Annotated in this window: 12 protein-coding genes; 5 read left to right on the forward strand and 7 right to left on the reverse strand. The window is 42.5% G+C overall.

Going from position 1 to position 12,352, the window contains the following annotated elements:
• Positions 1-138 precede the first annotated feature (138 nt).
• Together B9A91_RS08720 and B9A91_RS08725 are read right to left on the reverse strand one after the other, a co-directional pair.
• On the reverse strand, positions 139-636 hold the full coding sequence (locus tag B9A91_RS08720; RefSeq protein WP_084237962.1) for a hypothetical protein: 498 nt from the start codon (positions 634-636) through the stop codon (positions 139-141).
• Positions 637-748: 112 nt separating this feature from the next.
• Entirely contained in the window at positions 749-1,348 is a 600-nt protein-coding gene (locus tag B9A91_RS08725) for a Crp/Fnr family transcriptional regulator (RefSeq protein ID WP_200815621.1), read from the reverse strand.
• 410 nt (positions 1,349-1,758) lie between these two features.
• Here B9A91_RS08725 and B9A91_RS08730 point away from each other — a divergent pair, with 410 nt between their 5' ends.
• Both B9A91_RS08730 and B9A91_RS08735 read left to right on the forward strand, forming a co-directional pair.
• Positions 1,759-2,397, forward strand: a complete 639-nt coding sequence (locus B9A91_RS08730) for a type IV toxin-antitoxin system AbiEi family antitoxin domain-containing protein (protein ID WP_084239643.1) — start codon at positions 1,759-1,761, stop codon at positions 2,395-2,397.
• Positions 2,394-3,248, forward strand: coding sequence for a nucleotidyl transferase AbiEii/AbiGii toxin family protein (locus tag B9A91_RS08735; RefSeq protein ID WP_084237963.1), 855 nt, complete (start codon positions 2,394-2,396; stop codon positions 3,246-3,248). Before B9A91_RS08730 ends, B9A91_RS08735 begins: the two co-directional genes overlap by 4 nt.
• A gap of 15 nt (positions 3,249-3,263) precedes the next feature.
• On the opposite strand, the gene B9A91_RS24380 is transcribed toward B9A91_RS08735, so the two are convergent.
• The 4 genes from B9A91_RS24380 to B9A91_RS08755 form a co-directional block, all read right to left on the reverse strand.
• The gene (locus B9A91_RS24380) at positions 3,264-4,040 is read right to left on the reverse strand and encodes a DUF1016 N-terminal domain-containing protein (RefSeq protein ID WP_084237964.1); all 777 of its coding nucleotides are present in this window, start codon (positions 4,038-4,040) and stop codon (positions 3,264-3,266) included.
• A 152-nt stretch (positions 4,041-4,192) separates the two neighbouring features.
• On the reverse strand, positions 4,193-4,744 hold the full coding sequence (locus B9A91_RS08745) for a hypothetical protein (RefSeq protein ID WP_084237965.1): 552 nt from the start codon (positions 4,742-4,744) through the stop codon (positions 4,193-4,195).
• A gap of 72 nt (positions 4,745-4,816) precedes the next feature.
• Positions 4,817-6,253: an SDR family oxidoreductase gene (locus tag B9A91_RS08750; protein WP_084237966.1), complete on the reverse strand. Its 1,437-nt coding sequence runs from the start codon at positions 6,251-6,253 to the stop codon at positions 4,817-4,819.
• A 45-nt stretch (positions 6,254-6,298) separates the two neighbouring features.
• A complete protein-coding gene (locus tag B9A91_RS08755; RefSeq protein ID WP_084237967.1) occupies positions 6,299-7,324 on the reverse strand; it encodes a helix-turn-helix transcriptional regulator in 1,026 nt (341 codons plus the stop codon).
• A 101-nt stretch (positions 7,325-7,425) separates the two neighbouring features.
• On the opposite strand from B9A91_RS08755, the gene B9A91_RS08760 reads away from it, so the two are divergent.
• From B9A91_RS08760 to B9A91_RS24110, 3 genes are all read left to right on the forward strand, one after another.
• Positions 7,426-8,880, forward strand: a complete 1,455-nt coding sequence (locus B9A91_RS08760) for an RtcB family protein (protein WP_084237968.1) — start codon at positions 7,426-7,428, stop codon at positions 8,878-8,880.
• Positions 8,855-10,432: a TROVE domain-containing protein gene (locus B9A91_RS08765; RefSeq protein WP_235012501.1), complete on the forward strand. Its 1,578-nt coding sequence runs from the start codon at positions 8,855-8,857 to the stop codon at positions 10,430-10,432. Before B9A91_RS08760 ends, B9A91_RS08765 begins: the two co-directional genes overlap by 26 nt.
• Positions 10,433-11,032: 600 nt before the next feature.
• The gene (locus B9A91_RS24110) at positions 11,033-11,185 is read left to right on the forward strand and encodes a hypothetical protein (protein ID WP_159451674.1); all 153 of its coding nucleotides are present in this window, start codon (positions 11,033-11,035) and stop codon (positions 11,183-11,185) included.
• Positions 11,186-11,245: 60 nt separating this feature from the next.
• On the opposite strand, the gene B9A91_RS08770 is transcribed toward B9A91_RS24110, so the two are convergent.
• Complete coding sequence (locus B9A91_RS08770; RefSeq protein WP_159451675.1) at positions 11,246-12,337, reverse strand: redoxin family protein; 1,092 nt, start codon at positions 12,335-12,337, stop codon at positions 11,246-11,248.
• Between the last annotated feature and the right edge of the window lie 15 nt (positions 12,338-12,352).

Raw genomic sequence — 12,352 nt, forward strand, 5'->3', positions numbered from 1 at the left:
AAAATTTTTGGCTGTTTGCCCGCTTACAGACTGCGGTTTTATTCCAGGACAATTTGCTGATCGGCTACATCATGATCCGGCCTGTATTGAACTCATGCCTATTGCGCCACCTGCTTAGCAGGTTTTGCTTTTTAGTGATTATTCAACTCCAAAAGCAAACATAAAATCCTTAGAACCAAAGAAATACTCTCCTTTATCCAGATTTTTTGCAATCAGGTAGTAATATCCGTCCTTAATTTTTTTTACTTCATAATTAATTTTCGCAAAGGATGTTGAAGTACTTGTTGCTTTTGCCAGGGTGGTAATTAAAACCCGTTGATCTTTCCTCACTTCAAATTGGGCTAAATCAAAAATGGATGTAGGATCTTGGCCCGGTGTTATTTTTACAATGAATTTTAATTCATCCTGTTTAGGAAGCTTAACTGAAGAAGAAATTCCATTTAATGAAAAACCGCCCTCAGCCTTAAATATTCCTTTTGCCCTTGCCATGGTGCTATATGCTGATTTTTCCAATTCTTTTAATTGCCTGGTTTTAGGATCTAAATAAGCTGGCTTGTCATTAAATTCCGGTAAATTTTGCCCCTGGACCACTAAAGAAATACATATAAAGAATAGTAAACCTAATAAGCTTTTCATGTTAATTGGCGTGATTTGTTCAGTACAAAGATAGAAGTGATACACGCAAAACCCATTAACTTAAGTTAACAAATGAATTCTGTATTGCTAAAATATGATGATGTAATTGCTTTTAGGATACCTTTTTTACCAACCTGTTTCTCATTCTGCTTAATGATTGCGGAGTAATCCCTAAATAACTTGCTAAGTAATATTGTGGTATTCTCTGAACCAAATCTGGTCTTGTTTCCAATAGATGCAAGTAGCGTTGCTCCGGGCTGGATATCTTGAAATTATCAAATGCAATTTGACTTTTGGAATGAAGGTCTTCTGATAAAATGCGGCAAAGTTTTTCCAATTTTGGAAACTTCTTGAAAAGTTCTTCGTCTGGCTCAGCATCACCTGCTGAAAGTACAGAATCTTCTAAACAAGAAATATAATATTCAGAAGGTTTCCTGGTTAGGGCACTTGGAGGAGTAAGGGATTCCCCGTCGCTGTAAAAAGCAGTAGTTTTTTCTTCCCCATCAACTATGTAATAACATCTAATACATCCCTTAACTACAAAATAGCTATCTTTTGATAGTTGGCCCTCTTTTAATAAAATTGTTCCTTTTTTAAAACTTGTGAAAAAAGCTACATCAATTATGGCATTTTTTTCCTCTTCAGAAAGTTGAATGTACTTTGCTAAAAAATTGAGGAGAATTTGATCCATATCTCCATTTTTAAATTTCATGCTTTTATCATTAAGTTAGTTCATGTGTAAAATTTGATACTTCCTAAACGCTTACTATACATAACCAAAGATAACAATTGAAAACAAACCGCAAAATCATTTGGACAATAGGCTATCCCTTCATTGGCGATCTCTGAAGACTCCCTTTAACAATCAATAAACCGAAAAATCCGAGTAAAATAACCCAGGCTGCAAAAAACACCGTTAATAGGATGCTGATTATATTGGCTATAAATGGCAAAGTAAAATAACAATACCTAATTTAAGTTTGAAATTTGGCACATATGTATGTATAATCACAGATAACCGGAAAATTTCCGATTATCAATTCATAATATGACAATAAATTATGTATAAATATTTGCTTTAAATCGGAAATTTTCCGATTTTAGATGAATAATTTAACAATAATGGATTTTAAATATTTAGCCAAATACTATAACAATGCCCCACTGACCCGCTCCATCATGCTGGACATGCTTAAGGATTATAGAAGACCTAATGATAAAATCAGTGAATTGATAAAGAGCGGTGATCTGTTGCCATTAAAAAAGGGGCTTTATGTTCCTGGCATAAAAGCTGATTTAGCAGGTCCGGAGCTTTTTCTGATCGCAAATCACTTATGGGGTCCAAGCTATGTGTCACTTGAAGCGGCTTTGTCTTACTGGGGATTAATTCCTGAACGGGTTTATGAAATCAGCTCCATTACGATGAAGCTTTCAAAAAAATATAAAACACCAAAGGGCAGGTTCAGCTATCGCTTTGTGCCTTCGCCATATTACAGTTTCGGAATTATAAGTATAGAATTATCGCCTGAACAGGTTGCCATTGTAGCAACACCCGAAAAAGCACTGTGTGATAAGATAGTCACTACGGCCGGACTTGTGTTAAGGAGTTCCACCCAAACGCTTAATTTTCTGCTGGAAGATCTTCGGATAGACGAGGAATCGCTTCGAAAGCTTAATATTAAGGAACTGTCTTCCTGGATTGAGGATGCTCCAAAAAAGGAGAGTTTAAGAATGCTTGTTAAAACACTTGAAAAACTATGATTAAAGAATGGATAGCTGAATATAATCCCAAAAATACAGATGATGTACTTTCGGCTTTAAGAGAAATTATGCAGGAAGTTGCATTAGCAGGCCTATCAAGGACAGACTTCTTCGAAAAAGCAGCCTTTTATGGTGGCACTGCCCTGCGTATATTTTATGGCCTGGACCGATTCTCTGAAGACCTGGATTTTTCGCTACTGGAGGCCGATCCTAATTTCTCCCTTGAGCCTTATTTCGATGATATTGTAACGGAATTTGAATCCATTGGTATGAGAGTGAGCATCCGGGAAAAGGAGAAAAAGGAAAAAACAAATATCGATTCGGCTTTCCTGAAATCAGAAACTGAATGGAAGGAACTGATACTAGAGGATATTGTAAAACAGGCAGGTATAAAATCTACGAACAGGTCTATGAAAATTAAGATCGAGGTAGACCGTAACCCGCCTCTTGGGTTCACAACAGAAATGAAACTTTTAACACGTCCTTTTTCCTTTTATGTAAAATGTTTTGACAGGCCAAGTTTGTTTGCAGGTAAAATGCATGCGCTGCTCTTCCGAAAATGGCAAAACCGGGTTAAAGGAAGGGATTGGTATGACCTGGAATGGTACATAAAAAAAGGGATTCCACTTGACTTGCACCATTTTATGCTAAGGGCAAAAGATACCGGCAACTGGAGCAAAGATAAACTGATCCCGGAGGATGTACTGGTATTGCTTCGCGAGAAATTTAAGTCAGTCTCATTTGACAATGTAAAAGAAGATGTTTTGCCATTCATAAAAGATGATGCTGCACTTGAAATCTGGAATGAGCAGTACTTTAATGACCTGGCAGATAAATTAAGATTTCAGTAGAAATGAGCAGTTATTTTAAAACTTTTCTATTTCTTCTATAGGAAACCTGGTAAGCTCTTTAATCTCATCAAGAGACAGTCCTTTGTCTTTCATTTTTTGGGCTATCTCGAGTTTTTCTTCAAGTTTACCTTTTTTCTCGGCATAACGAATACCCGCATTCCAGTCAGATTTCGCTTTTAAGTCTGAATGGTACAACTCACGTTCTTCCTCAGTTGCATTATCATAGTTTAGACGTTCAAATACTTTTTTAAATATGGGATTCTCGGCAGATAGCCTTGCTATAAATTCTTCGCTAATTCCCGGCACCTGTTTTTCGTGTTGCTCCATAATTTGCTCAATTGAATACTCTTCTTTAGTTATTGCACTCATATGTTCGAACAGCTTGCCGGCGATTTTTCGCTCCAACTGTCCAGCAGACCAATTATTTTTGACTGCTTCTACAATGTAGAAATCTCTACCTGACTGATCCTCAACACCTAATAGCAGCTTATAATGGTCCCAACTTAATTGTGCAGGCAGCACATGCACAATTGGAAAGCATCTATAAAACTGGAGATAAAGATTGATCTGACTGATGGAATACCCGCTTCCAAACTCTGGTTGCAATTGTTCAGAAAGCATTTTAATGAGAGACTCGGCATGGCCTTCGCTTTTTTGTTCTTCCAAAAAGATACGCTGACCAATTCGCCAGTACATGAGTACTTGTTCAGCCTCCACAGCATGGCCAGCCTTTTCACGTGCAGAATGGATAGTTGTTTTAATGTCCGACAGGATAGTAGTGTTTAAGGTCATAATTTTTAAGTTAGTTTTTTACAAACTTAAGTGTTTGTGCCCCCTAGACCCACAACGTCCAAAACAAAGTTTTTTAGTACAAAAAGCTGGTTTTTAAACCAAAATTTTGAAATTATGTCGGCCCCCACGTCAACAATTATAATATGACAAGGTCAGATTTTTGTTGTTAGCTTGAGTGTTTTTAAATCGTAAATACTGATTTCATTTTTATCTGTTATATCGTACTTCCGATTATTATTCAGATCATAGTAGCCAGTTACTACCAATGTCCCTGTTTTTTTATTTACTGCCCAGGATAGCACATATAATTTATCATCGGTAAGTTGGGTGCGCTTTGTCCCATCGGTTGACACTGCAGCTATTTGCCTTGGGTCACTATAGTCTATCCCATTTTTTCCGTCCATGTCAATACATTGAACCGCTACCAGAATAATATTTATATCCAGTTCATCTATTTTTACCTGCTCGGGCCTGCTATTAAACCAGCCCCCAACAGGAAGCTCCATACGATTTACCTGTCCGTTTTTTGTATCGATAAAAAGCCAGTACTGATTTTTTGCGCTTTCGGATTTTCCCCAGGATTCAATGGTGGAAATTACAAAGCTTGTCCCTTCAATTTCTGTGATTTTAGTATAGTTGTATTTGTTTTGTCCAAAAACTGTGGCTGTTAGCATAGTGAATACAAAAACTATAACTGCTTTCATATAAGTAATATTTAGTTTTGAGGGTGTTTATAAAAACAAAGTTAATAGGGTTGGCTGCTTTTCCAAAAATTGTCAAGAGGAGGCATGATGGCCAACAATATTCTTTATCATTCCTTTAAAAATAAAAGCATGAAAAGGCAAAACCGCGTACCAATATAACCTTCCGGTCAGACCTAAAGGTCGAAAAGTAGCTGTTTGTATAAACCTGTTTTCCTTATCTATTTTAAATTCCAGCCAGGCTTCACCAGGTAATTTCATTTCTGCATACAACAGTAACCGCCTATCTTTTTTATCGGCAAGAATTACTCTCCAGAAATCAATTACACTTCCGGTTGACAGGACATTGGAATTTGTTCTTCCCCTTTGCAATCCTACTCCACCAGATAACTTATCCAGAAAGCCCCGAACTCCCCAAAGCCAATTTGCATAATACCAGCCGGTTGTCCCGCCTATGGCCCAAACATTGTTCAATACACGCTCCGGATCATCTACCCGCATTGATCGAACATCTTTAAAACAGCCTTCCTGAGGAACTTCAATGAGTTTTTTAAACCGATCAGGATAAACATATCCATTCATCGCATCCCGCCAGCTTGATATGACCTGGTTTTGTTCTATTTTATCAAAAGCCAATTCAATAGATTGCTCATAGCTAACCGGCTTAATATTTAATCTTTCTTGTAGATCGTTTGGCTTTGCCACCACATCAACCTTCATACTTTCGACCAAACTGCCGGCCAAAGGATAAGAAACTGAGGTCACAAAATATAGCCAATAGGAAGAAAGCTTTGGAGTCATTACCGGTACAGTAAAAATCCATCGCTTCAGTCCCCTCACTTTAGCAAAACGCAAAAGCATCGCTTTGTAAGTAATCACCTCAGGCCCACCGATATCATATGCTTTATTGAAAGCATAATCCTGCATCAGCACACCTTCAAGAAAGTGAAGTACATCGCGAATACCAATGGGCTGACACCGGGTATTGAGCCATTTAGGTGCAATCATTACAGGCAGTTTCTCTACAAGATCCCTGATAATTTCAAAACTCGCACTTCCAGAACCCACAATAATCCCCGCTCGTAAAGTAGTTAAGGCATACTTATCCGATTGCAAGGCCTCCTCAACACTCAGACGAGAATTTAAATGCTTCGACAAATGCGCACTATTCACAATTCCACTTAAAAAGACAACCTGTTTTGTAGATGTGCGTTCTATGATGCTTTTGAAATTATTTGCTGTAGACAACTCAGCCTCGGAGAAATCACCCTTTGTTGCCGACATAGAATGCATAAGGTAATAGGCTGCATCAATAGCTGCAGGTATATGGTCAAAACTGTTCTTATTCAGGAAATCTACCTCAATAACCTCTAAATCAAACCCTGCATATTTACTTTTATCAAATCGGTTTTTATCCCGAACGCAACAAATCACCTGGTGCCCATTTTCAAGCAAAATAGGGAGCAACCGCTGAGCAATATAACCAGTAGCACCTGTTAACAATATCCTCATGTACTTAAATATACTAATATTTGCCTGACAGTGATCATAAAATTTCTACTCGCAAGGATGGGTATACCGATCAATCGTCTTTTGCAATTGCTGTTTCAGCTGCTTTACCAAAATCCTTGGGCCCAGCACTTTCATTTTAGCGCCAAAGCCCAGCAGCTCCCGCTCCAGCTCAAAATTCAGCACTACCCTTATGCTGAATATTTTACCGGTTTCGTCTTCGGTTAACAAGGTTTGCGTATGGTGCAGGGGCTTGGTAACCACATAAGGCGCATTTTCCTTATCTATCCAAAAAACCACTTCGCAATCCCGTTGTTCAGGAGATTTGGTTACCCCGATGCAGTTGTCGTAATAGGTAGCCAGGTTAAGCGTGGTATTTTCATGATAAGGCTCCTCATGATCGGTTATGGCCTGAATCCTGTCCAGTGCCAGGTTATACAGGTTCCTTGCCGCCCGCTTATGCTGTACGCCCAGTACAAACCAGCGGTTGCGGTATTCTTTAAGCAGGTAGCCGCTGAAACAAAAGGTACTCTCCTGCCGGGCTTTAAATGAGCGGTAGGTAATGCAGATCGTTTTTTTCGCGACAATGGCTTTGCGGATCACTTCAATATACTCCAGCCCTTTCAGGTTGTCGTTCCTTTCGAAATCGATGACCGGGGCACTGTGCGTTTTTTGCGTGTAGATCTTGTCTTCCAGCTTGCTCACCATTTCATTGAGGTCTGCAAAGTGATTAAAGCCTTTGAACTGCTTCAGCAGGCCCGATACTTCGCTCAGCACCTGCATATCCTGCTGGTTCAGCGGACTGTTGGTTATGCTATAGTTTTTATCACTATAGGTGTAATATTTTTTATCGGTTACAATGATCGGTGCCTCATAGCCCAGCTTATTGCTGCGCATCATTTCTATATCGGCCTGCACGGTCCTTCGGCTTACCCCGGTGTCGATGCCCTGGTATTCATAGATGGCATCGCTGCATGCCTCAATCAGATCGTCGAGGGTCCATTTCTTGTAACGGTTTTGCAGGCACTGGTCTATAGTGCGGTAGCGGATGAGGGCATTTCTGTTAACAGGCATGTGCTTGAAATTATTTTAATGAATTTATGAATTAATTTTAACTACGCAAATACACTGCGCAGATGCTATATTTCTTTGCCTCAGTAAACAATAAAACAGTCATGAAAAACGAGAAAATCAGCAACAACGAATTAAGGGCTTTGGGTGTCGAATCAGTAGAGCTCCTCATCAAGTTCAGCCGCGTAGCCAATGGTTTATTGAAACATGAGGTAATGCCTAAGGCTGAAATCCTGGCCAATATCGCAGCGCTGATCGATGACCCGATGCCTTATGCTTTGAAAAAAGGCGGCAAGTTTAAAAACCTGGCCGAAGAGGTGATCGCCCTGCGGAAGGAAGGAAAATTTGTAAAACAAGAGCGCAGCAATTTTAAGCTGAAAGAAGAAATAGCAGACTTTCCGGTGTGGGGATTGGAACAGATTGAAGTGGGCGCACTGGCACAGATGCGTACTGCCGTACAATTGCCCATTGCTGTTGCAGGTGCCTTGATGCCCGATGCGCACCAGGGTTACGGTTTGCCGATTGGCGGGGTACTGGCTACTACAGCAAACACCATCATTCCGTTTGCGGTTGGGGTAGATATTGCCTGCAGAATGTGCCTGAGCATATTTGACCTGCCTGCAGCAGCCATCGATACTGAAGCTGATAAATTAAAAAATATACTGGTAGACCACACCTATTTTGGTATAGGCTGCACCACAAAATCATACTTTGACAGCTCGCTGTTCGATAGTGCGGCCTGGAACGAAACCAAGGTGATCCGTAACCTGAAAGACAAGGCTTATGCCCAGCTGGGTACCAGTGGAACGGGCAACCATTTTGTGGAGTGGGGCGAATTGACCATTGCTGAGGGTGCTTTAACAGGCATTCCGGCTGGAAGCTACCTGGCCCTGCTGTCGCACTCCGGTTCACGTGGATTTGGCGGAGCGGTAGCAGACCACTATAGCAGGATAGCGATGACCAAAACAAAACTGCCCGCAGAGGCCAAGCACCTGGCCTGGCTGGACCTGGATAAAGATGAAGGGCAGGAATACTGGATTGCCATGAACCTTGCCGGTGAATATGCAAGTGCAAACCACCACGAGATCCACAACAAGATAGCCCGTGCTTTGGGTGTTAACCCGATGACCAGGATAGAGAACCACCATAACTTTGCCTGGAAAGAGCAGCTGGCCGACGGTACGGAGGTGATGGTTCACCGTAAAGGTGCTACCCCTGCTGGCGAAGGTGTTTTGGGGATCATTCCTGGAAGCATGAGTACACCGGGCTTCCTGGTGCGCGGCAAAGGCAATACCAGCAGCATCAATTCGGCCAGCCATGGTGCAGGCCGCCTGATGAGCAGAAGTGCGGCTTTTAAAACGCTGGACAGAAAGCAGATTGCTGCTAACCTGGTAGATAAGCGGATTACCCTGATGGGTAGTGATGTGGATGAAGCGCCAATGGCCTATAAAGATATACATGCGGTTATGGCCGCACAAAATGACCTGGTTGAGGTACTTGCGAAATTTGAGCCGCGTATTGTAAGAATGGCGGATGCAAGAGAAAAACCAGAAGATTAAAAAGAATGAAAGGAGGTTCAACATGAAATTTAACCTGTTAAGCAGAACAAAAAATCAAACCATAAACTACGAAGGTGCAAAAGCGTTTGCAATGACTCCGGAAATGGAGCTGTACGCGACGGTGGTGACCTGGAGCTTAAACGATTCCTTTTATGAAAAGGATGAGGCAAGGCTGCAACGTTTGCGCGTGTTGATTGCCAAATGCACCCCTGTATTTGTGGGTAAGCTGGCGGTATATGCCAGAACTAAAATGTATATGCGCTCAGTGCCGCTTGTTCTGGTAACAGAACTGGCCAGGCAGCACGCTGGTGATAACCTGGTTGCCAGGGCTACCGATGGTGTTATAGGCCGGGCAGATGAGATCACAGAATTACTGGCCTGCTATGAATTGCTGAACGAGCGTAAAGGCCCTAAAAGGCTAAACCGCTTGTCTAAGCAATTGCAAAAGGGTTTATCCAATGCGTTCAACCGTTTTGATGAATACCAGTTTGGCAAGTACAGCCGTGATGGTGCCATCAGGCTGCGCGATGCTTTGTTCCTGGTTCACCCAAAAGCAAAGGATGAATTGCAGCAGTTGCTCTTCAACAAAATTGCGAGTGGCGGTTTGCAAACCCCTTATACCTGGGAAACGGAACTGTCGGCATTGGGACAAATGAATTTTGACAGTGCAGAAGCAAAAACCATGGCCTTTCGTGCCAAATGGGAGGAGCTGATCGACAGCGGAAAACTGGGCTATATGGCCCTGCTGAGGAACCTGCGCAACATCCAGGATGCTGGTGTAAGTTATATGCACTTCGAAAGGATATGTGAACGTTTGGGCGATGCCGTGGAAGTGGCAAAAGCAAAACAGTTCCCGTTCCGTTACCTTGCTGCCTACCGGGAGCTGATCGGTTCACAGGGCAATAAAAAAGGCTATACCGGCCTCTTACTGGATGCATTGGAAAAAGCGGTCCGGGCAAGTGCGGCAAATATCAAAGGCTTTGACCATGAAACCCGTGTGCTGCTGGCCTGCGATGTTTCGGGATCGATGCAGCAACCTGTATCGGCAAAGTCTAAGATCTTGCTGTACGATGTGGGCCTGATGCTGGGTATGCTTTTGCACTCCCGGTGTAAAAATGCAGAAGTCGGCATGTTTGGTGATACCTGGAAAACCATCTCCGTGCCAAGAACCAACATATTGGGCAATGTGCAGGAGTTTTACCGCCGCGAAGGTGAAGTAGGTTATGCAACCAATGGCTACCTGGTAATCCAGGATATCCTGCGCCGCAAGGTAAGAATGGATAAGGTGATGCTGTTTACCGATGGCCAGTTGTGGGACTCTTCTATATTGGGCAGTCGTATACAGACGTTGTGGCTGCGGTATAAAAAAGAAGTATCTCCGGAAGCCAGGCTTTACCTGTTCGATTTGCAGGGTTATGGCCGGACGCCATTGCAAATACTGCGCGATGATGTTTACCTGATTGCAGGCTGGAGCGACAAAGTGTTTGAAGTGCTTGCCGCTTTGGAAAATGGCAAAACAGCCTTAGACGCAATCAATGAAATAGAATTATAAATCAGGTATGGGGAGAACGCCCCATACCTTTAAAAAAAAGAGATTCATAAGGATGCCGTAGAAACGGGATACTTCGCGCCATTGGAGGGGGTGGGCAGTGTTGTGCAAATGATGCTGTGGGTTCGAGTCCCAAAAGCGGTTCCCCCGTCCCGGTTCGCCTGTTGCTCCTTATAAAACATAAAAGAAAGTGCCGTAGATAAGTGATACTTCGACTCCACTCGCCAGGTCGCCGGTTCGAGTCCGGCCATTGGCCCAGCCAGTGTAGCTCAGTTTGGTCAGAGCAGGAACACCGCAAGGTGTATTTCACTTCTCGCTTTTGCCTTTCTTTTTAAAGATAGAGCTTTTCTGTTTCTTCGATAGAGAGCCTAGTGAGCTTCATGATTTGTTCATTTGATTAGCCCTCTTTCTTCATCTCAATTGCTATCTCGGGCTTTTCCTCAATCTTAGCTTTTTCTGCTGCTTTTTGCTCTTCGTAACGAATACCTGTATTCCAGTCAGACTTTGCTTTCACATCTGAAGTAGCGCAAAAGCATTATTAGTAAACCTAAGGCCATTTATACTAAAGTTAGAGCAATAGCGCCTGTGATTAGAAAGGTGCAGATGAAAGAAGCTGATGATGCAGAGCATGATTTGGAGTTGGGAAAGTCGGCTCAAGAACGTGCTGCTGCTGTTACATTTATTATTTCGCAATCATTAGCGAAAGGACAGCGAATGGATAAAACTAGGTTATCAAGAAGAGTAATGCACTCATGACACTAGCCGAAGATTCTGAAGATTTTATTAGTCCTAATTCCTTATCATTTCCTTTTATTGTTAATTAGCCGATTTGCCGGATTGCATTGCTGCAGTATATTTTTTCAATGTCTCCTCTTCCCTTCTAATGTACTCATCTGTTGAAGGCGTTGCAGGAAGCTTCAGGTCAGCAACGAATTTCTTCTGTACGGCAATTGCCCTCTCAATATCTCCGGATGCAAAATATGCTTTTGCCACCTTTCCCATAGCAAAGAAGTCATTCTCCGAGCGTCGCGTATAATAGTCAGCCACAAAAACATAGAACTTCTTGTCAAGTCGCCCTTCATCTTCGCTGAGGGCACGTGCAATCTCGTACTCCTGTTCTGAACCCTTTAGCGTTACCAATTGCTTCAGTGCCTTTTCGGGACTAACATGCGCAAGGGCACGTAAGTATGTTCCTTTCATAATGTCCGAGTTCGCTGGATAATCCTGCATAAACTTCTCATACAAGGAAACCGTCAGCGGATAATCCTTTGCCATGAGTGCCTGCCGGATCTGCATGAGCGCAGCCATTGCCTTGTCATCGATCGCCTGGCGTTTTGGCTGGCTGGCCCTTCGCTTTGCAAAGGCAGCAGCGTCAAAAGTGCCCGCCACAACAGCAGCTAAAACACTGTCCACGCCCTGTGGCTGCCCTATCCAGGCAATCTTGCTTTCCTGGTCCACGATGAATACAGACGGAATGCTTCTAATTCCTGCTGCGCGCAACCAGGTATGGTTCACTAAACTGGCATCGTTATCCATTGCAACATGCGTATCCAATTTATTCCCCATCATCTTTACAAAGGCATCAACCATGGTAAAAACATCCCGATCCTGACGCGGAGTTTCCGATACATTCATCGCGATGAAAGTAGCCTGATCTCTGTATCGTCTTGCGAGTGCGCTCATATGAGGCATACTTTCCCGGCAGGGCACGCACCAGGTGGCCCAAAAATCTAAGACATACACATGCCCCTTTTTAAAATCATCGATAGGCTTACCCTTTACCCATCTCCCAACAACTAACTTAGGGGCAGAATCGTTCACATGGAGCGTAGGTCCATTCTGTGCATTAACGTTCTGTGCATTTGCCGATAGAAACGAACTGCCTGACATTGCGAGCAGTACGATCATTTTGAATGTACGTAA

Origin of the sequence: Pedobacter africanus, from assembly GCF_900176535.1 — a bacterium.
Classification (GTDB): domain Bacteria; phylum Bacteroidota; class Bacteroidia; order Sphingobacteriales; family Sphingobacteriaceae; genus Pedobacter; species Pedobacter africanus.

Excerpts from the sequence above, each read along its gene's own strand:
- B9A91_RS08720 (WP_084237962.1), bottom strand. The coding sequence starts at position 636 with ATGAAAAGCTTATTAGGTTTACTATTCTTTATATGTATTTCTTTAGTG.
- B9A91_RS08725 (WP_200815621.1), bottom strand. The coding sequence starts at position 1,348 with ATGAAATTTAAAAATGGAGATATGGATCAAATTCTCCTCAATTTTTTA.
- B9A91_RS08730 (WP_084239643.1), top strand. The coding sequence starts at position 1,759 with ATGGATTTTAAATATTTAGCCAAATACTATAACAATGCCCCACTGACC.
- B9A91_RS08735 (WP_084237963.1), top strand. The coding sequence starts at position 2,394 with ATGATTAAAGAATGGATAGCTGAATATAATCCCAAAAATACAGATGAT.
- B9A91_RS24380 (WP_084237964.1), bottom strand. The coding sequence starts at position 4,040 with ATGACCTTAAACACTACTATCCTGTCGGACATTAAAACAACTATCCAT.
- B9A91_RS08745 (WP_084237965.1), bottom strand. The coding sequence starts at position 4,744 with ATGAAAGCAGTTATAGTTTTTGTATTCACTATGCTAACAGCCACAGTT.
- B9A91_RS08750 (WP_084237966.1), bottom strand. The coding sequence starts at position 6,253 with ATGAGGATATTGTTAACAGGTGCTACTGGTTATATTGCTCAGCGGTTG.
- B9A91_RS08755 (WP_084237967.1), bottom strand. The coding sequence starts at position 7,324 with ATGCCTGTTAACAGAAATGCCCTCATCCGCTACCGCACTATAGACCAG.
- B9A91_RS08760 (WP_084237968.1), top strand. The coding sequence starts at position 7,426 with ATGAAAAACGAGAAAATCAGCAACAACGAATTAAGGGCTTTGGGTGTC.
- B9A91_RS08765 (WP_235012501.1), top strand. The coding sequence starts at position 8,855 with ATGCAAGAGAAAAACCAGAAGATTAAAAAGAATGAAAGGAGGTTCAAC.
- B9A91_RS24110 (WP_159451674.1), top strand. The coding sequence starts at position 11,033 with ATGAAAGAAGCTGATGATGCAGAGCATGATTTGGAGTTGGGAAAGTCG.
- B9A91_RS08770 (WP_159451675.1), bottom strand. The coding sequence starts at position 12,337 with ATGATCGTACTGCTCGCAATGTCAGGCAGTTCGTTTCTATCGGCAAAT.